Source organism: Acinetobacter sp. GW821-FHT09D10 (assembly GCF_059416285.1).
In genome coordinates this window covers 1,226,524-1,246,677 of the sequence record NZ_JBWKOW010000001.1, presented here as the reverse complement: position 1 = coordinate 1,246,677, position 20,154 = coordinate 1,226,524, and the positions used below count along the sequence as shown (strand labels likewise).

Here is a 20,154-nt window from a genome sequence, read left to right as displayed (position 1 = left end):
TGATAATGAAAGAGATGAGTATTAAGTTATGAAAATGTCACGTCGTGCATATGCTGAGATGTTTGGTCCAACAGTGGGTGATCGTATTCGTTTGGCGGATACAGAGCTCTTTATTGAAGTTGAGCAAGATTTAACGACATATGGTGAAGAAGTTAAATTTGGTGGCGGAAAAGTCATTCGTGACGGGATGGGGCAGTCACAGCTTTTGGCCAATGAAGTCGCTGATACTGTCATTACCAATGCTTTAATTGTGGATTGGTGGGGAATTGTTAAAGCTGATGTGGGCTTAAAGAATGGTCGCATTTGGAAAATAGGAAAAGCTGGAAACCCCGATATTCAACCAGACATTACGATTCCTTTAGGAGCTGCAACAGAGGTTATTGCGGGTGAGGGACAAATTTTAACAGCAGGTGGTATTGATACTCACATTCACTGGATTTGTCCTCAACAAGTTGAAACTGCACTTATGTCCGGTACAACCACTATGGTTGGTGGAGGCACAGGACCAGCAGCAGGAACCTCTGCAACTACCGTGACTCCGGGACCTTGGCACATTGCTACCATGTTACAGGCGATTGATGATTTGCCTATGAATATTGGTCTGTTAGGTAAAGGGAATTTGAGTTTACCTGACCCGATTCGAGAGCAAATTAAAGCTGGAGTAATTGGGTTGAAGCTGCATGAAGACTGGGGTTCAACACCAGCAGCCATTGATAACTGCTTGAGCGTTGCCGATGAGTACGATGTACAGGTGGCGATTCATACAGATACTTTAAATGAAAGTGGTTTTTTGGAAGAGACTTTAGCTGCATTTAAAAATCGTACAATTCATACGTACCATACCGAAGGTGCGGGCGGTGGACATGCACCCGATATTTTAAAAGCAATTGGGCAAAGTAATGTGTTGCCGTCTTCTACTAATCCAACACGACCTTATACCATCAATACCATTGATGAGCATTTAGATATGCTGATGGTTTGCCACCATTTAGACCCAGCAATTGCTGAAGATATCGCTTTTGCAGAAAGTCGTATTCGCCGTGAAACGATTGCAGCCGAAGATATTCTGCAAGACTTAGGCGCAATTGCCATGATGTCATCGGACTCTCAGGCAATGGGGCGTGTGGGGGAAGTGATTTTACGTACTTGGCAAACTGCCCACAAAATGAAAATTCAACGCGGTCCTTTAGAGGGTGATAATGAGTTTCATGATAATAATCGGGTTAAACGTTACATTGCTAAATATACGATTAACCCAGCAATTACACATGGTTTAAGTCATGAAGTTGGTTCGGTTGAAGTCGGAAAACTTGCTGATTTGGTGTTGTGGAAACCTGCATTTTTTGGGGTGAAGCCATCTATGATTATTAAAGGTGGCATGATTGCAGCAGCACCGATGGGTGACATTAACGCTTCAATTCCGACACCTCAACCAGTGCATTACCGTCCAATGTTTGGTGCCTATCCACGTGGTGTGCACAACACTTGTATTACCTTTTTATCTCAAGCAGCGATTGATGAAAAAGTTGCTGAGAGATTAGACCTTAAAAAGTTAATTAGCCCATGTAAAAACACGCGTGAAATTAGCAAAGCTGATATGAAACACAACACATATTGTCCTGTCATGCATGTACATCCCGAGACTTACGAGGTGAGAGCGGATGGTGAATTATTAACATGTGAACCTGCTGAAGTATTGCCAATGGCTCAGCGTTATTTCTTGTTTTGATGAGTTTTATAGAGGTAATTTACCTCATTACTTTATATATGAATGAAATAAATAAGGAGAGAGAAGCTAAATGAAAATCTATACTCAACGCCTTGAACACATTTCTTCTGATCAGACATTTGAAACGGTTGAACTGACTTTTGATACCCGCCAAAAATCACGGTTTCGAGCGGCTTTAGCGAGTGGCGTAGATATTGGTGCCGATTTACCACGTACTGGTATTTTGCGTAGTGGTTCATATATTGCAACTCAACAAGGTGATGTACTACGTGTTGATGCTAAACCTGAACGTTTGATGCAAGTGATTGCTGCAACCGATTTTGATTTGCTTAAAGCTGCCTATCATCTAGGTAATCGACATGTGCCATTAATGCTTACACCTACTGCTTTATATTTTGAGCCTGATCATGTACTTGCAGAAATGGTAGAGGGCTTAGGTCTGAAAGTGACAGAGATTGATCATCCGTTTGAACCTGAAAGCGGTGCCTATGCACAGCATAGTCATGATCATCGCTTAAGCCCAATCAAAGCTTTGCACCATGTCCATTCATAACGCGGCGCAATTACTTCAATTACTGACACTGTCTTCTACGGCATTGCCAGTCGGAGCATATTGTTATTCACAAGGTGTAGAAACAGCCATTGATATTGGCTTAATACACGATGAAATATCGGCAATTGCTTATTTCGAAGAAGTGCTTGAAATGCTGTTAATACGGTTTGAACTGCCAGTACTGAAACGTCTCATGCAACATCATGATGACCAAGATCAGTTTTTGGTTTGGGCAAATTTATATAGAGCAAGCCGAGAAAGTAAAGAGCTTTTAGCGGAATCTCAGCAGCTGGCATTTTCTTTAAATGCATGGATTAGAGATGTTTTAAAAAAAACTGTTGAGGTTAAAAAGCAGTTTGGTTTTGTACCTGTCTATGCACAGCTCTGTGGTCGACTTGAGCTTAAAGACGTTGATGTGCTCACAGCTTATACCTTTACCGTTTTAGAAAATCAGGTTCTGGCTGCGGTAAAAACCGTACCGTTAGGGCAAATGGCTGGACAAAGAATTTTATGGCATTTACATGGTTTGGTACCACAGGCGATAGAAAAAGCCTTAAAACTTAATGATGAGCAATTGAGCAGTGCTTTGCCTCGTTATGCCATGCTGAGCATGAAACACGAAACACAATATTCACGGTTATTCAGATCTTAAGTTTATGAAAAAAGGATAAAAATCATGACAGAACGTAGTCCATTACGAGTTGGAATTGGCGGACCAGTAGGTTCAGGCAAAACTGCGCTTACACTTAATTTATGTTTAGCTTTGCGTAATAAATACAACATGGCTGTGGTAACGAACGATATTTATACCAAAGAAGATTCAAACTTTTTAACTCGTAACGAAGCAATGTCGCCAGATCGTATTGTGGGTGTAGAAACAGGTGGTTGCCCACACACAGCAATTCGCGAAGATGCTTCAATTAATTTGGCTGCCATTGATGATTTATGTGAAAAGTTTGAAGGCTTGGAGCTCATTATCATTGAAAGCGGTGGTGATAATTTAGCAGCAACATTTAGCCCAGAACTTTCTGATTTAACGTTATATGTAATTGATGTAGCCGGTGGCGAAAAAATTCCACGTAAAGGTGGGCCGGGCATTACCAAATCAGACTTACTCATTATTAATAAAACTGATCTTGCGCCAATGGTAGGTGCAAATCTTGATGTGATGGACCAAGACGCGAAACGCATGCGCGGTGAAAAACCATTCTTATTTTCAAATATGAAAACACAAGACGGTCTTGAAGAAATCATTCAATTTATCGAGAAACAAGGGCTGTTTAAAGCTTAAGGAGAGATAATGGACTTCATGAAAAAATGGGGCATAGGGCTCCTTAGCATGTTACCTACACTTGTAATGGCACACCCGGGACATGACCATGAACATTCGGGTTTTATGGCAGGTTTTATTCATCCATTTAGTGGTTTAGATCATTTAGTGATGGCCTTAGCTTTCGGTGTTTTACTCTGGTCAGCAGCTAAGCAATGGAAAGTTGCAGGTGTAATGACTTTGAGTGTTACCCTTATTGTAGGTTTTTTAATCGGTGCTCAAGGTTTAGTGCCTGTAAATGTTGCTGAATATGGGATTGTTGCTTCTTTGATTGTTACAGCAATTGCACTGTGGACAAAATCAAATCGTGTTTTACCTATCGCTGCGGCATTACTTGCAAGCTTTCATGGTATAGCGCATGGTGTTGAGTTAGCACAGGCAGGCCATGTCGTTGCATTAGTAACAGGTATGGTTGCGGCTATGGCTTTAATTTATTGTGGTGGATTGGCATTAGGTGCTGCACTTACACGATATGTGCCTTATGGCAAAAAAATTGTAGGTGCTTGTGCGGCAGTTGTTGCAGTGATTGGTTTAAGTTAATTAAAACCTTGCAAAAAAAGGTAGCTTTAAGCTACCTTTTTGGATTTGCAAAATAAAATGTGTGTGCATAAAAATATTTATACTGTTTTTACAGCAATTATTATCTTTTATAGTGGATATGTTCAGGCCTATGATTTTTTTCAACCAGAAAGTGATTCTACTTTCCTAGATTCAGACCAGTTGTTAGACCAATCAGATTTAAACTTGGAACAAAGGCGGTTAGCCATTGAGCATGATGATGAAGTTAATAACTATAATGTGCTCAAAAATGAATTTTATTCAAATGAGCGTTGGGTGATTTATAATTATACAGCCTATGATACGGGACAACTTCAGAACAAAAACATCAATGGTTTAACGAATCATATTAATATTCAAGACTTATCCATTTCAGTTGGATATGGAATTAATTATAGTGTTAATCCAAGACTGAAAATTGGTTATGAATATATTTCGAGTTTTCCTTATGATCGAGGTCAACTCATACGATTTTTTACGATCTATTTATTTTGAAATACAAAATGAGAATAATCTAATTCAAATAAATAGATCAGGTAAATTAATTCATCATAAAAATGCTACATGATTAAATTTTCTGATAAAGCCCTGCGTGTACTGTACCAGCTTTCGTTGTTTTAACTTGTTGCCATGTTGAAGGAAGGTGAAGCTGAGATAAATCTCGGTCAGCTTCAACGTAAATATATCCATTTTTTTTAATATGTGGTTCTGCCAAGTTCGAGAGTTCTTGCCATAAATCTAGACTATAAGGCGGATCTAAAAACACCACATCGAACTGTTCTTTTAAACGGGGTAAAGCTTGTTGAGCAGTTGCATTGATTAAATGACAGTTTTGGGCTTTTAATAGCTCAACATTATCTTTTAAAAATCGTGCCTGAGTCTTGTCTGGTTCAATCATATAAACTGATGCAGCGCCACGTGACAATGCTTCAAAACCTAATGCACCAGAGCCTGTGCACACATCAAGGACATGTGCATTTTGAATATCCCACATGAGCCAGTTAAATAGAGTCTCGCGTACACGGTCTGGCGTTGGACGTAATCCATCGATACTGGCAAATGGAAGTACTCTTCGTTTCCATTCGCCACCAATAATGCGTAATTGATTTTTCATTAATCATCAACCTCATTCGTTGCAGAAGGAATTGGTGCAGCTGGGGTTGAAGCTGCTGCTACTGGAGCAGAATTTGGATTTTCACCACCGCTTGAGAGTTCACCTGGTTTAATTCCTGCAGTCATCAGTCCGCCATTAACTTGATGGTTTGCTGGTCGAATCGGGTTTTTCTTACGAGTTAATAACCAATAATCAAAAATAGGTTTTGCAAGTTGGGCAGCAGAACCACCATGACGACCATTTTCCCAAATTACGGCAATTGCAATTTCTGGTTTGTCCGCTGGTGCAAAGCCAACGAATAAACCATGGTCAAGTTGACGTTCGCTCAGGGCTGATTCATTGTAACGTTTACCCTGTGCAATACTTTTAACCTGCGCAGTTCCTGTCTTTCCTGCAATTTGATATAGAGATGTACGAATGCCTCGGCCAGTACCTGATTGAATTACATCAACCATGGCATCGCGCATTTGAATCCAGTCTTCATCCGTTCCATTGAAGTTGATTTTTCCATCAGGCGCATTACGCACGGTAAATGGTTTTGAACCATGAGTTGCACGTAAAACGTGAGGGGTGACATGAGAACCACGATTGGCTGTAATTGCAGTTGCCATAGCAAGCTGTAATGGGGTAGCTGTAAAAGCACCTTGACCAATACTCACAGAAATAGTTTCACCTTTCATCCATTTCGCTTTGCGAGTACGCATTTTCCATTCAGGATTTGGATAAAGACCTTCGCTTTCACTTGGTAAGTCGACACCTGTTTTTTGACCGAAACCAAATTGACGCATCCATTGGTTCATTTGATCAATACCCATTTGATGGGCAAGAATATAAAAATAGGTGTCACATGACATAATGATGGCTTTATGCATGTTTACGATGCCATGACCAGATTTTTTCCAGTCGCGGAATTTATGCGAATCACCGGGTAAGTGAAAATAACCTGGGTCAGAAATTGCTGTTGACCAGTTTACAATACCGTAGTGTAAACCACCCATTGCTTCCATTGGTTTAATGGTGGAACCTGGTGGATATGCACCTTGTACAGCACGGTTATAAAGCGGTTGATCTAAACTATCACGTAAAGAACTATAATCTTTATGGTTAATACCAGTCACAAATAAATTAGGGTTGAAACTTGGACTAGATACTAAGGCCAGAATTTCGCCAGTACGGGGGTCGATTGCGACAATCGCACCACGACGGCCTGCGAGCTGTTGAGACGCAACGACTTGTAAACCATAATCTAAAGATAAATAGAGGTCATTCCCGCGAGTAGGGTCTTTGCGGCCTAAATGGCGCAATATGTTACTGTGGGCATCTGCTTCAACAGATTCATACCCTGGTGTTCCGTGTAGCAAATCTTCATAGCTTTTCTCAACGCCAATTTTTCCAATCAGGTTGGTTCCAGCATATAAATCTTTATCAATGCTTTTTAATTCTTTATCGTTAATACGCCCTACATAACCAATCACATGAGCAAATAACTCACCATGTGGGTAATAACGGGTCATTTGTGTTTCGATTCTTACGCCGGGAAACTTATATTTAGCTTCACTGAACTTGGCAATATTGGCTTCGGTTAGATTAAGTTTAATTGCGACACGTTCAGTTTTTCGAGCAGTTTTTATACGACTTTTGAAGCGATCAATATCTTCTTGTGTAAGATCTAAAATAGGCTGTAGCTGCTCAACAACATGGTCGGCATCTTCTACATCTGTTTTACTTAAAGTTGCTGTAAAAACAGGATAATTATCTGCTAATAAGACACCATTTCGGTCATAGATATAACCACGAGCAGGTGGAAGTGGCTGCAAGCGAATTCGGTTTTTGTCAGATGCTGTAGAGAATTCGTCGTAGTGAAAAATTTGTAGATAAGCGTATCGGCTAATTAATACTAATAAGCAAATGATAACCAGACCTACGGCAAAAAAGATTCGTCCCCGATAAATGCGCTTTTCTTGCTGGATATCTTTTAAAGGAAAGTGCTGCTTCATAAGGATCGACTTAATGACATAGGGTAGAAAAATAGCTGCTTATTCTAACGCAAGAGAGCTTAAAATATTGCATAATTTTCAAAGTTTCATTGCCTTTTAATAAGATACGTTTTGACTTTGCAGACAACAAAATTGTAGATACTTGTATATAAGAAGCAAAATAATTCTGTTAAAGTCTCTCATTCAATAGAATAGGGTTGTTCTCACCATACGATTAGGGAAAATGGAGAAAATAATGAGAAAAATTTATCCCTTACTTGCAGTTTTGACGGTAAGTAGTTGGGCTCATGCTCAAGACTATTCGTTTCTTCCAGAAGCAAAATTAGCAGGACATACGGCATCTACGTGGAATGTGGGTGCAGGTTTTACACAAAAATTATTACATCTAAACGGCGAATGGGTAAACCCTTATGGTATTGCCTATGCAAAAGTTGGCGCGTTTTTGAATGGTGACAAAACTGCTGGTGGCCAAGTTGGGTTTCGATATCCTTATTATCTTACCGGCACAGATAAAAATGGTTACTATATCGGTTTTTATGCTGGGCATCTCGATAGTAAAGAGGTCGATGGTGATTATAAATCCCGTTTAGGCGCTGGTGTCGATTTGGCCTATGTATTGTTGAATTCAGAAAGAATTAGTACTTTTAGTGTGGGTATTGGTGCGGCTGAAAAGTTGACTGACCAAAATGGAAATGTTGCCGCGGATACTAAACCACAAATTCAATTTTCTTATTCTCTAAGTTTTGGTTTATAAAAAAGCAGTTTATTGTTAACTCGCCATAAGCAGAGCACAAATAAATACGAGAGTCTTACATGTTAGAGTACGTCAGCGGATTGTGGCAGACCTTTTTACACAGACCTGATTTTTGGGCCGTTTTAAGTATTATTCCAGTGACTGCCTTTGTTACATGGGCACACGTGTGGATGGCTTTAAAAATGGTGTTTTACCCAATTAAATTTTGGGGTTTCCACTTAGGTCCACTACCAGTAGGTTGGCAAGGTATTGTGCCACGTAAGGCTGGACGTATCTCGGGTATTATTACCGATAATACTTTATCTAAATTAGGTTCATTGCGTGAATTTTTAGAAGCAATGGATCCTGAAGATATGGCACGCATTATTGGTGAGCAGGTTGGGTTTGAACTTGAACATCTGATTGATGAAGTCATGATCGATCGTAATGCTGTACTTTGGGAAAACTTACCTTATTCAATTAAACGCCGTATTTATGCTCAGGCGCATAAACAATTACCAGGTGTATTAAGAGAATTAGTGACTGAGCTGACCATGAATGTCGAGTCACTGGTTAATATGCGTGAAATGGTGGTGAGCCAAATGGAAGGTGACCGCCGTTTGATGGTACGCATGTTCTTAAAGGTTGGTCAAAAAGAAATCAACTTTATTTGGCATATTAGCGCTTTAATTGGAATGTTCTTTGGTATTTTCCAAATGATTGTTTGGTTTGTCGTACCTTGGCATTGGACAGTACCTTTTTGGGCTGCGATTTGGGGTTTTTTAACGAATTGGATTGCAATCTGGATGGTGTTTAACCCTCTTGAGCCACATTATATTCGTTACCCACAGATTTTTAGATTAACAAAAGATCGTAAGTTCCCTTGGATTGTACCAGTTCTTCGAATTGGCACTTATAATGTCCAAGGTGCTTTTATGAAGCGTCAAGAAGAAGTTTCTGATGTATTTTCAAGCGTAGTAACTGAAGATCTGATTACGTTAAAATCGATTATGACCGAAATGATGTACGGGCCGCGTAAAGATAAAACCCGCCGCATTGTGAAGCGTCATATTAACGAAATTATGGAAACACCGTTAGTTCGTACATCTTTACAGCTTTCTTTAGGGCCAAGAGAGTACGCAAGGTTAAAGACGGACTTGATTGATCGTTCAATTGAAATTACGATGGGACCCGTATGTGACCCAGCGCTGAACGCAAGCCGGGCACAGAAGATTTTTCAAATGTTTAAAGAGCGTATTCGCGAACTGACACCAAAAGAGTTTCAGAATTTATTGCGTCCTGCATTTCAGGAGGATGAGTGGATTCTTATTGTACTAGGTGGGGTAACCGGATTTATTGCTGGTACAATACATTTGTTTGTGGCTTTCTTATAATTCGACGTCGGGCAGGATCTATTGAAGATTAATGAGACTTTTTCTGCCAGGCTTCACATTCATTGTTTTAAATGAGGATGTTTTTTATGCGCATTATCTTACTCGGACCACCTGGGGCAGGCAAAGGGACTCAGGCTCAGTTGATCTGTAAGCGCTACAATGTCCCACAAATTTCAACCGGTGATATGCTCCGTGCTGCAATTCGTGAAGGTACTGAATTAGGTCTAAAAGCTAAAAGTGTAATGGAATCTGGTGGTTTGGTTTCAGATGAACTTATTATCGGTTTAGTAAAAGAACGTATTGCTCAACCTGACTGTGCAAATGGCTGCATTTTCGATGGTTTCCCACGTACTATTCCACAAGCTGAAGCTTTGGAAAAAGAAGGGATTAGCATTGATCACGTGATTGAAATTGATGTTCCTGATGAAGAAATCGTACAACGTCTTTCTGGTCGCCGTCAGCATCCAGCTTCTGGCCGTGTTTATCATACAGTTTACAACCCACCTAAAGTGGAAGGTAAAGATGATGAAACTGGTGAAGATCTTGTTCAACGTCCAGATGACCAAGAAGAAACGATCCGTAAACGCTTAGCTTCTTATCATACAGAAACTGAGCAATTGGTTGGTTTCTATCAAAGCCGTGCTGCATCTGGTGAGAATGCGCCGACTTATGACAAGCTTAATGGTTTACGTACAATTGAAGATGTACAAACAGACTTATTTAATATTTTAGATAAATAATTAAAATATTATTTGTGACAAGGAGCTCTCATCATGAGGGCTCTTTTCTTTCATTCAGTGCAGGAGAACAATATGAAAATCATATTGATTTTGGTGGTATTGCTAAGTCTGGCACTCGTCATATTTTTGGGTTATCAGAGCTATAAAATGCTTAGGCAGGTACAAAAACAAGCAAAAGAAGAGCGTAATCAGAACAAGCGTCTAAAGTAAGTTTGATTGGGTATGTTACCTATACCCAACCATATTTTTAAGCTTCAATATTTTTAATAGTAATTTGTTTTTGCGCGCCAAATTCAAAACGGTCGGGCCAGTTGCAAACATCTGCAACCACACATTCAGCACATTTAGGTTTACGGGCTATACAGCAATAACGGCCATGCAATATGAGCCAGTGATGTGAATCTAAAATAAATTCTTTAGGAATGACCTTAATTAAGCGGTGTTCAACTTCAAGCACATTTTTACCCACGGCTAAGCCAGTTCGATTTCCCACTCGGAAAATATGTGTATCGACGGCCATAGTCGGTTGTCCGAAAGCTGTATTTAAAACAACATTTGCAGTTTTACGACCCACACCTGGCAAGGCCTCTAAGTCTTTCCTGTTACTTGGAACTTCGCCGTTAAATTGCTCCATTAAAATCTTACAGGTTTTAATGACATTTTCGGCTTTGGCATTGTAAAGACCAATTGTTTTAATATATTCCTTTAAACCATCTACGCCCAAGTTATAGATTTTCTCAGCGGTGTTGGCCACAGGGTAAAGCTTATCAGTTGCCTTATTCACACTCACGTCGGTAGCTTGAGCTGACAACATAACAGCTATAAGTAACTCAAAAGAAGATGAATAGTTTAACTCGGTTTGAGGTGACGGTCGTTGTTCGCGAAGGCGTTCAAAGAATATTTGAATCTGCTTTTTCGTCATATTTTTGACAGCCATTCAGACCTCCTGTAGTTGCATAAGTTGCTGTTGTAGTTCTTCAAGTTGAAGACGCTTTTTAGCATCTTCACGCACACCTAGCTGTTTTTCCAATTTCTTAATTTGGGTGCGGATTTTGGCTAACTCAATCGTAGTTTTTGCATCAGTTAACACAGCTTCTTTAGGTTTCTCGATGAGCTCAATTGAAGGTAGTTCATCAAGTACCTGAGAGAACTGAGCAAACAGTTGAGTGTCAATTTCAGCGCGTACCACAGGACCTTTACGGTGACTGCGACGCTTTTCTTCACGTTGAATATGTGAATAGTAGCGTTGCCTTAAATCATTTTGTTCTGCGGCACGCTGTTGTTCATTTGGTAAGGCTTGTGTGTCTTCGACCAGATCAATGCAATCTACTGGACAAGGTGGAATGCATAACTCACAACCCGTACATAAGTCGGTCAAGATGGTATGCATGAGCTTACCACTGCCAATGATAGCATCTACTGGACAAGCACTAATACATTTGGTGCAGCCAATACATTCGTCTTCACGAATAATCGCTTTCATTCGCTGTGGGCGACCATCTGTTTGTACAGGCCATACGCTACTTTCAGCAATTAATCGAGAGCGATTGAGTAGATTTGCCAGTGCATCGGCTACAGGTTGTCCACCTGGAACACATTTATTTGCTTCTTCACCTTCAGCAATCGACTTTGCGTAGGGTAGACATCCATCACGATGTCCACATAGACCACATTGTGTTTGTGGTAATAACGCATCAATCTCGCGTATGAGAGAAATAGATGAATTCATAGTGGGCAAATAGCTTGGTTAAAACGATGCGATAATGAAGAAAAACCTAAGTAAGGTCAATGGATTTTAACGAATTTATCGGGTTTTTAATTGACCTAAAATGTAGCTAATGTTGCACAATAATAGATCAATAAAAGTGAAGAGTTAAATTACTATTTCTTATTTTTGAGTAGTTTTTCTAAAAATAAGTTTTTGATAATTAAGATGAATAAAATAATTTAAAATAACTATTGTTAAAATTGATGGAAAGGGATTTAATATTTTGCTGCTAAATGATGCATTTAATAATGTATTGCACCAATTTAATTCATGACTATGCTGAGGACCGTGCATTGAAATACAACAATCTGAATGAATTCCTGAATTACGTGCAAGCGCGTGATCCGCATCAACCTGAATTTTTGCAAGCTGTCGAAGAAGTAATGATGAGTTTGTGGCCATTTATTGAAAAAAATCCAGAATATGCGGAACAGGGATTGTTAGAACGCCTTGTTGAACCGGAGCGAGTTATTCAATTTCGTGTTTCATGGATGAATGATCAAGGTCAGACTCAAGTTAACAGAGCTTTCCGTGTTCAATACAATTCAGCAATTGGTCCATTCAAAGGGGGAATGCGTTTCCACCCATCGGTCAATCTATCAATTTTAAAATTTTTAGGTTTTGAGCAGACTTTTAAAAACTCACTTACCACTTTACCTATGGGTGGTGGGAAAGGTGGTTCAGATTTCGATCCGAAGGGTAAATCTGATGCTGAAATTATGCGATTCTGTCAGGCATTAATGATTGAGCTTTATCGTCATTTGGGTCCGAATACTGATATTCCTGCGGGGGATATTGGGGTGGGTGCACGTGAAGTCGGTTATATGGCAGGCATGATGAAAAAGCTGAGTAACGATACCGCTTGTGTCTTTACCGGTAAGGGAATTTCATTTGGTGGTAGCTTAATGCGTCCTGAAGCTACTGGTTATGGTACGGTTTATTTTGCAGAAGAAATGCTAAAAGCGCGTGGCCAGTCTTTCGTTGGCAAAACAGTCTCTGTTTCTGGTTCGGGTAATGTTGCGCAATACGCGGCAGAGAAGGCCATGTTCTTAGGGGCAAAAGTTGTTACTTTGTCTGACTCTAACGGAACTGTTTATGTAAAAAATGGTTTTACAGATGAATTACTTGATGAAGTGATGAATCTTAAAAACGTTAAGCGTGGCCGTATTTCCGAGTTTGCTTCTAAACATGGTTTTGAGTATTTTGAAGGGAAAACCCCTTGGCATATTCCTGTAGACATTGCTTTGCCATGTGCGACGCAAAATGAATTAACAGGTGAAGACGCTAAAACGCTTATTTCTAACGGCGTAATTTGTGTGGCTGAAGGCGCTAATATGCCATCTACACTTGAGGCAGTTGAACACTTCATCGACGCTAAAATTTTGTATGCACCAGGAAAAGCATCTAATGCTGGTGGTGTCGCAACGTCTGGTTTAGAAATGTCTCAAAACGCAATTCGTTTAAGCTGGACACATGCTGAGGTTGATGAGCGTCTACATGCAATTATGAAAGACATTCATGCCAATTGTGTAAGATACGGTACAAAAGAAGACGGTACTGTTAACTATGTTGATGGCGCCAATATTGCAGGCTTTGTAAAAGTAGCTGATGCAATGCTTGCTCAAGGTATTTTCTAAGAATAGAAATAAAAAAATCCGATGCCTGAGCATCGGATTTTTTTAATCTAAAAACTTATTTTTTAGGTTTTTTAACTAACTCTTGCTCTACAACCATATCTAACACATCTGCTAGGCTAGATTGGTCTGCTGCTGGATTTTTCACTTCAAAACGTTTTACACGTAAAATTACGCGTTGGTCTGGATTGTGTTCAAAACCTTCAATTTGACCATAATATAATGACCAGTTTTTGTCAGCGTAAGTTTTAACACCTTTGTCATCATATTTAATTTCACGAACTTGCATACATGTTTGTGGTGCTACACCAGTACATGATTTAGTTTGTGGAGCAACTTCTAGGAAAACAGTTTTCCCTTCAGATTGATATTTTGCTTCAGGTGTCATTTTACCAGTAAAGGTATATTTTTGACCTTGCGCATCAACAACAGTCAATGTTGGTTGATCAACGTTTGTTGTATTAAGCTCAAATGGAATTGCACGCTTTTGGAAGAGGTTGCTAGAAAATTGTTCCTGTTTCATTAAAGCAGGTTCACAAGCCATCATAGTTGACATCACGTCAGCCGTTACAATCGTATTGTTTTCAACTTTCCAAGTTGTTCCTTGACGGTTACAACCTGTTGCGATAGATAAACGGTCATTGCTAAAGTTAAGAACGATTGGTTTTTTTGTATTTTCAGGCTGATAAGACCAAGAATAATCTGTTAAAGCTTGAGTATTAACTGCTTTTTGACCTTGGAAAATGTGCTTTTGACCAGTTTTATCTGTCACGCTTAAAATCACCTGACCATTATTGTTGCTAATTTCGATTGGTAATTTCGCTTCATTAAAGATGCTAGTAGAAAGTTGCTCTTGTTTCATTAAATCGTCTTGGCAAGCCATCATAGTTGAAACAAGGTTAGAAGTAACAAGCTGGTTACCTTCAACTTTCCAAGTACCGCCTTGGCCATTACAACCCGTATTAATTGCTAATTTACCATCTGCATTAAAGTTAAGGATAAGTGGTTTAGAAGCTTTTACATTTTGATAAGTCCAAGCATATTCACCTAAAGTGGCTGCAAGGTTTTGTTGTTGCTCAGATACAATCGGAGCAGGAGTATTTGTAACTGTTTGACACGCCATCAAAGAAAAAGGTAATAACGCAAGAATTAAATATTTAATTTTCATTTAAAAACTTCAAGTAAAAAAACAACAGCAATAAGCTTAAAACATTCTTAAAAAAAGAAAATGTAAACATTTGATTGTTTCGGTTTTTAAAATGTATAAGTTTGTAAGTTATTCTATTTTTCAACAAAAATAATGGTATACCCCGAAAAACGGGGTATTTGCTAATAATTAATCAAAACGATAGATATCCATACCTAGTGAGCCCATTGTGAAGCTGCTATGAACAATCGTAAAACGATTGCCTGTACCCATAGCAAAGAACAAAGGCGCAAAATGTTCAAGGGTAGGGTGATTACGTTTTATATAAGGCAATGATTGCCATTCCAGCACGCCATCATAATCTTGATGTGTAAGTTTATTAACAACAGCATTTCTAAAACCTGAAGCCCATTCAGGAACTTTAGAGTTGTCTCCTTGCCAAGATAACTCTGCAAGATTATGGGTAATGCTGCCTGAACCAATGAGTAGAACTTGTTTGTCACGTAAAGGTGCGAGAGTTTGCCCTATACGATAAATTTCTTGTGCGCTTAAATTGGTTGGCAAAGAAATCTCAACGACAGGAATGTCAGCGTCAGGATACATATGCAATAGAGGCATCCATACGCCATGGTCGCGAGGACGGGTGCTATTGGCATGAGCAACAAAATGAGCATCTGCCAGTAGTTTTAAGATTTCTTCGGCAAGCTCTGGCTGCCCAGGTGCACTGTAGCGAATTTCATATAGCTCTTTAGGAAAGCCGCGGAAGTCATGCCATGTTTCGGGACGCGTCGAAATACACACTTCAAGTGCTTTACTCTCCCAATGCGCAGACATCACAATGATTGCCTTTGGTGTAGGAAGATTTGCACCTAAACGGTGTAGAGCAGGTCCTACTTGTTCCGGGTCAAGTGCAAGCATGGGTGAACCATGTGAAATAAACAGTCCAGGAAGGGTTTGTAGTTCCATTGCATTACACCTGAGTTGAAAAGCAGAATAATAGTCATTATGCCAAAATCAGGACATGTTAAAAGTATCCTGATTTCAACGGATTGTTCCTAAAATGAAACGGTTGTTGTTTTTATGCACGGTGATAGGGATGATTATGATTAATAGTCATCGCTCGATATAGTTGCTCAATTAATAAAACACGTACCAAAGGATGTGGCATTGTTAGTTTTGAGAGTGACCAATGCCATGCCGCAGCTTTGCGTACCTGATCCGATAAACCATCTGGGCCACCAATCGCGAGTACTACATCATTACCTTCAAGCATCCACTGTTTCATGGTGTCAGCTAATTTTTCTGTACTAAGTTCTCGACCACCAACTTCTAGGGCAATTAAAGTTTCATTTGGTTTTAACGCATTTAGAATACTTTCGCCTTCAATTTGGCAATACTTTAAAATATCTGCTTCTGAATCATTCTTACCACGTTTGGCCATAGGAAGTTCAATGACTTGGGTTTGCACAAAAGGTTGGATACGTTTGAAATAATCTTCAAAACCAGTGAGAACCCAAGCAGGCATTTTTTGACCAATGGTCAGAATACGAATTTTCATATTATCTATTCATTCAAAGCAGCTTGCGCATTATACCTGAGGAAAAGATAAGTTCGTGGTAGTAAATAGGCATAAAAAACGCAGTCCAAAAAACGATGTTGGACTGCGATCAAATGATCATCTGTCTGGAGTTCAGATGATCATAGAGAATAAAAACAAGGCTATCTATAAAAGAATAGATAACGAAGAGCACTCAATTTAATTAAATACTCTTAATACCTATTATGAGGATGGTTGGATATTTTTCAATCAAATTGTGTAACAAAAAAAAGAGAGCCGAAGCTCTCTTTTTTTCATATTTAGATTAATGACGTGCTGCTTTTGAACCTTCCACCGGTTTTACAATTGGTGTTTTAGGTAAAGGCTTTGGCATTGAAACTAATGCTAAAGGCAAGATGTCATCAATACTTTTCACAGCTTTGATTTCCAAACCTTCTTTAACATTCGCTGGAATTTCTGCCAAATCACGAACATTATCTTGTGGAATAAATACAAGTTTGATTCCACCGCGGTGTGCTGCAAGAAGTTTTTCTTTTAAGCCACCAATACGCATTGCACGACCACCTAAACTTGTTTCACCAGTCATTGCGATATCTGGACGAATCGCAATACCTGTAAATGCTGATACAAGGGCAGTTGTTAATGCTAAACCAGCAGATGGACCATCTTTTGGTGTTGCACCTTCTGGTAAGTGAACGTGTACATCAGTTTCTTCAAAACGAGAAGCCTCAATACCTAGCTCATCGGCACGCGTACGTACTAAAGTCATTGCTGTGGTAATAGACTCTTTCATGACATCACCGAGTGAACCAGTGGTAATGAATTTACCTTTACCTTTGACAGCTGCAACTTCAATGGTAAGCAACTCACCACCTACAGATGTCCAAGCTAGACCATTTACGCGGCCTACTTGCGCTTCATCTTCTGCAATACCAAAGTCAAACTTGTGTGGACCTAAGTATTCTGGAAGATTGGCAGAGGTAATATCAAGCTGTAAGTTTTTAGACTTTTTACTTACGGCTTCTTTTACCACTTTACGCGCAATTTTAGACACTTCACGTTCTAAACTACGAACACCAGCTTCACGTGTGTAGCGTTGAACAATGTCACGAATCGCTTCTTCATGAATTGTTAACTCTTTTACACGTAGACCATTGTTCTTAATTGCTTTTGGAACAAGGTAACGTTCAGCAATATTCACTTTTTCATCTTCGGTATAACCCGGTAGACGAATAACTTCCATACGGTCAAGCAATGCTTCTGGAATGTTCATGCTGTTTGCAGTACAGATGAACATCACTTCAGATAGGTCAAGATCAAGATCTAAATAGTGATCGTTGAACTTACTGTTTTGTGATGGATCTAATACTTCAAGCAATGCAGAAGCTGGATCACCACGGTAGTCTTGTGCCATCTTGTCAATTTCGTCGAGTAAGAACAATGGGTTCTTCACACCAACTTTTGTTAAAGACTGCACGATTTTACCTGGCATCGCACCAATATAAGTACGACGGTGACCACGAATCTCAGCTTCGTCACGTACGCCACCAAGCGCCATACGAACAAACTCACGACCTGTTGCTTTCGCGACTGACTCACCAAGTGAAGTTTTACCTACACCAGGAGGGCCTACTAAACATAAGATCGGACCTTTGAGTTTTTTAACACGAGACTGAACAGCCAAGTATTCAACAATACGATCTTTAACGTCATCTAAGCCGTAGTGATCTGTATCAAGAATCTCTTGAGCTTTCGCAAGGTTAATACTCACTTTGCTCGCTTTATTCCACGGCGTATCTAAAATTACTTCTAGATAGTTACGTACAACAGCCGCTTCACTAGATGCTGGTTGCATTGCTTTAAGCTTACGGAACTCAGCTTCAGCTTTTTTACGTACGTGTTCAGGTAAATCAGCTTCAGCAAGACGTTTTTCTATTTCAGCAACGTCATCTTCAGCGCCGCCATTCATGTCAGAAAGTTCACGTTGAATGACTTTCATTTTTTCATTTAGAAAGTATTCACGTTGGTTTTTTTCCATTTGGCGTTTTACGCTGTCATGCAAAGTTTGTTCAATTTGCTGTTCTGCAGATTGATTAACCAAGTAGCTCATAAGCTCTTGCAAATGTGCTTCAAACTCATCGTGCTCTAAAAACTTCTGTTTAATTTCAATATTTAGAGGCACACGTGTTGCCACGAAGAACATAAGCTGTAGCAAGTCTTCAATTTTATTAGCAGCTGCAACTAGTTCACGTGCATTACGTAATTTTGCTTCAGCATATTGAGCAAACAAGGTACGTAACTCTTGTAAACGAGTTTCTTGAGTAGCTTTATCTACGTTAATTGTCATTGGACTTAAGCTATGTTCAGCAGTCAAATGGCTATCTTCATCGATAATTTTTTCAAGTTTAGAGCGCTGTAACCCTTCAATCAGTACTTTGATGCAGTTTTCATCATTTTCATGATTTACGACCTGAACAATCTTAGCGACAGTTCCGTACTGATAAAGGTTATCGTGATCAATATCTTCTGTAAGCGAATCTTTTTGCGCAACTACAAATACTAAATTGTCACTGTTACGAGCCACATCAACTGCATTGATCGATTTTTCACGACCCACGAATAACGCAATTTGCATGTGTGGATAGACCACTACATCACGTAACGCTAAAAGTGGTAATACACTTGGAACCTGAGGCTCTAAGTCAGTTTTTTCATTCATAATAAGTTCAGACATGGGCACTCCTAATGAGTGACAACGAGGTTGCCATGTTTTTATAGTGATGTGTATTTTGAAAATTACAAGGGCCTTTCAATAGAAAATGTGGAAAAAATGACTAATTTAGTCAACTTTTTTTAAAAATATTATGAATCAATGAATTAATTCTTAAGAAGAATAAAATTTTGTAGCAAGGATAAGTAATTTAGCTTAATAATTATGAAATATTCATATAACAAAAAAACCATTTGGATGGAAAGTAACCAGTTTCTTATGCCATTTATAAGCAATGTATTGTTAACAATAATGCAAAACTTATTCGATATTGAACATTAAATAGGCGTGTTAATATAAGTTGGTAAAGCGGTCTGTCACTTAAAAGTAACCATCCTTAGGATGGTTACTTTTATGATTTTAGAGGCATGAAAAGTAAAGGATGATTTTAAGCTGTTGAATTTAAATTGTTTTTATATAAAGATTATCTTTTAAAATAATAAATATGTTGAGGCGTGAGTAAAGCATCTAAGGGTTGATCCCAACTTTGACGTTTTAAAGTATGCTTAATAAATTGAAATTGATGGGCCACACCTAAACGATAAGGCTTATGTTTTGCACTTGCCAATGTACGGTCATAATAGCCACCTCCCATACCAATACGCGTACCGTATTGATCACAAGCTAAAAGTGGCATTAACAGTAAATCAAGTTTAGATACATGTTTTCCTCTTGTTGCCATAGGTTCTTTCATACCCAATGGATGATGAGAAAAACGTCGATTTAAATATTGGTTTCTAGATATCTTTACCCAAACTAAACGTTGATTAATAGAGCAAATCATAGGTAAATAAACTTGTTTATTTTTTTGAAAACATAACTTTATGAGAAGGTCTGTATGAACCTCTCCAAAGGCATGTAAATATAAACCAATTTTTTTTGATGAATGAAAAATAGCAAGCGTATTTAAATGATGGAGAACATTAAGCTGAGCTTGTTTTTGCTCCAATGGGGTTAAAGAGCGTCTTTTAGATCTTAAATTTTTTCTAATAAAACTAAGTTCATTCATGTGTAAATCTAACAAAGATTTGAGATCAGTCGAGCAAAATTATACCTATTTTTTATAGCTTTATGAAAATAGAAGAGTAATTAGAAAATAACTTTAAATTTATTTGATGCGAGGTATCTT

At 38.9% G+C, this 20,154-nt stretch carries 20 protein-coding genes; 11 read left to right on the top strand and 9 right to left on the bottom strand.

Translation table 11 applies throughout. The annotated features are described in order from the left end of the window. The first annotated feature begins 28 nt into the window (after positions 1 to 28). The 6 genes from ureC to AC07M3_RS05840 all read left to right on the top strand — a co-directional run bounded on the left by ureC (position 29) and on the right by AC07M3_RS05840 (position 4,665). Positions 29 to 1,729 carry an urease subunit alpha gene (ureC, locus tag AC07M3_RS05865; protein ID WP_494566814.1) on the top strand — a complete coding sequence of 567 codons (1,701 nt, stop codon included), beginning with the start codon at positions 29 to 31 and terminating at the stop codon, positions 1,727 to 1,729. A 70-nt stretch (positions 1,730 to 1,799) separates the two neighbouring features. Next, entirely contained in the window at positions 1,800 to 2,282 is a 483-nt protein-coding gene (gene ureE, locus AC07M3_RS05860; protein ID WP_494566813.1) for an urease accessory protein UreE, read from the top strand. Next, entirely contained in the window at positions 2,269 to 2,934 is a 666-nt protein-coding gene (locus AC07M3_RS05855) for an urease accessory protein UreF (protein ID WP_494566812.1), read from the top strand. Before ureE ends, AC07M3_RS05855 begins: the two co-directional genes overlap by 14 nt. A 24-nt stretch (positions 2,935 to 2,958) precedes the next feature. Beyond that, on the top strand, positions 2,959 to 3,573 hold the full coding sequence (gene ureG, locus AC07M3_RS05850; protein ID WP_002117800.1) for an urease accessory protein UreG: 615 nt from the start codon (positions 2,959 to 2,961) through the stop codon (positions 3,571 to 3,573). A 9-nt stretch (positions 3,574 to 3,582) separates the two neighbouring features. Next, a complete protein-coding gene (locus AC07M3_RS05845) occupies positions 3,583 to 4,152 on the top strand; it encodes a HupE/UreJ family protein (RefSeq protein WP_494566811.1) in 570 nt (189 codons plus the stop codon). 57 nt (positions 4,153 to 4,209) lie between these two features. After that, entirely contained in the window at positions 4,210 to 4,665 is a 456-nt protein-coding gene (locus AC07M3_RS05840; RefSeq protein ID WP_494566918.1) for a hypothetical protein, read from the top strand. Between the two features lie 73 nt (positions 4,666 to 4,738). On the opposite strand, the gene rsmD is transcribed toward AC07M3_RS05840, so the two are convergent. Continuing rightward, positions 4,739 to 5,284 carry a 16S rRNA (guanine(966)-N(2))-methyltransferase RsmD gene (rsmD, locus tag AC07M3_RS05835; RefSeq protein ID WP_003653003.1) on the bottom strand — a complete coding sequence of 182 codons (546 nt, stop codon included), beginning with the start codon at positions 5,282 to 5,284 and terminating at the stop codon, positions 4,739 to 4,741. Further along, positions 5,284 to 7,281, bottom strand: coding sequence for a penicillin-binding protein 2 (gene mrdA / locus AC07M3_RS05830; protein ID WP_494566810.1), 1,998 nt, complete (start codon positions 7,279 to 7,281; stop codon positions 5,284 to 5,286). Before mrdA ends, rsmD begins: the two co-directional genes overlap by 1 nt. A gap of 235 nt (positions 7,282 to 7,516) precedes the next feature. Between mrdA and AC07M3_RS05825 the strand changes: the two genes are divergently transcribed. From AC07M3_RS05825 to AC07M3_RS05810, 4 genes are all read left to right on the top strand, one after another. Next, positions 7,517 to 8,035 (top strand): hypothetical protein, encoded by a 519-nt coding sequence (locus AC07M3_RS05825; RefSeq protein WP_005042185.1) that lies wholly within the window; start codon positions 7,517 to 7,519, stop codon positions 8,033 to 8,035. 59 nt (positions 8,036 to 8,094) lie between these two features. After that, positions 8,095 to 9,408: a DUF445 domain-containing protein gene (locus AC07M3_RS05820; protein ID WP_003652996.1), complete on the top strand. Its 1,314-nt coding sequence runs from the start codon at positions 8,095 to 8,097 to the stop codon at positions 9,406 to 9,408. 86 nt (positions 9,409 to 9,494) lie between these two features. Continuing rightward, positions 9,495 to 10,148 (top strand): adenylate kinase, encoded by a 654-nt coding sequence (gene adk / locus AC07M3_RS05815; protein ID WP_003652994.1) that lies wholly within the window; start codon positions 9,495 to 9,497, stop codon positions 10,146 to 10,148. Between the two features lie 72 nt (positions 10,149 to 10,220). Next, positions 10,221 to 10,358: a hypothetical protein gene (locus AC07M3_RS05810; RefSeq protein ID WP_003652992.1), complete on the top strand. Its 138-nt coding sequence runs from the start codon at positions 10,221 to 10,223 to the stop codon at positions 10,356 to 10,358. Between the two features lie 37 nt (positions 10,359 to 10,395). On the opposite strand, the gene nth is transcribed toward AC07M3_RS05810, so the two are convergent. Continuing rightward, positions 10,396 to 11,085 (bottom strand): endonuclease III, encoded by a 690-nt coding sequence (nth, locus tag AC07M3_RS05805; RefSeq protein ID WP_199990210.1) that lies wholly within the window; start codon positions 11,083 to 11,085, stop codon positions 10,396 to 10,398. Further along, on the bottom strand, positions 11,086 to 11,877 hold the full coding sequence (locus AC07M3_RS05800) for an RnfABCDGE type electron transport complex subunit B (protein WP_494566809.1): 792 nt from the start codon (positions 11,875 to 11,877) through the stop codon (positions 11,086 to 11,088). A gap of 272 nt (positions 11,878 to 12,149) precedes the next feature. On the opposite strand from AC07M3_RS05800, the gene gdhA reads away from it, so the two are divergent. Beyond that, positions 12,150 to 13,553, top strand: a complete 1,404-nt coding sequence (gdhA, locus tag AC07M3_RS05795; protein WP_199990208.1) for an NADP-specific glutamate dehydrogenase — start codon at positions 12,150 to 12,152, stop codon at positions 13,551 to 13,553. Between the two features lie 55 nt (positions 13,554 to 13,608). Here the strand turns inward: gdhA and AC07M3_RS05790 are convergent, their stop codons facing one another. From AC07M3_RS05790 to AC07M3_RS05770, 5 genes are all read right to left on the bottom strand, one after another. Continuing rightward, the gene (locus tag AC07M3_RS05790; RefSeq protein ID WP_494566808.1) at positions 13,609 to 14,718 is read right to left on the bottom strand and encodes an META domain-containing protein; all 1,110 of its coding nucleotides are present in this window, start codon (positions 14,716 to 14,718) and stop codon (positions 13,609 to 13,611) included. A gap of 168 nt (positions 14,719 to 14,886) precedes the next feature. After that, a complete protein-coding gene (locus tag AC07M3_RS05785) occupies positions 14,887 to 15,663 on the bottom strand; it encodes a DODA-type extradiol aromatic ring-opening family dioxygenase (RefSeq protein ID WP_092707537.1) in 777 nt (258 codons plus the stop codon). Positions 15,664 to 15,775: 112 nt separating this feature from the next. Then, positions 15,776 to 16,255 (bottom strand): 23S rRNA (pseudouridine(1915)-N(3))-methyltransferase RlmH, encoded by a 480-nt coding sequence (rlmH, locus tag AC07M3_RS05780; RefSeq protein WP_003652981.1) that lies wholly within the window; start codon positions 16,253 to 16,255, stop codon positions 15,776 to 15,778. A gap of 304 nt (positions 16,256 to 16,559) precedes the next feature. Next, positions 16,560 to 18,989: an endopeptidase La gene (gene lon / locus AC07M3_RS05775; protein ID WP_198496274.1), complete on the bottom strand. Its 2,430-nt coding sequence runs from the start codon at positions 18,987 to 18,989 to the stop codon at positions 16,560 to 16,562. A 460-nt stretch (positions 18,990 to 19,449) separates the two neighbouring features. Continuing rightward, positions 19,450 to 20,034 (bottom strand): 5-formyltetrahydrofolate cyclo-ligase, encoded by a 585-nt coding sequence (locus AC07M3_RS05770; protein ID WP_494566807.1) that lies wholly within the window; start codon positions 20,032 to 20,034, stop codon positions 19,450 to 19,452. Between the last annotated feature and the right edge of the window lie 120 nt (positions 20,035 to 20,154).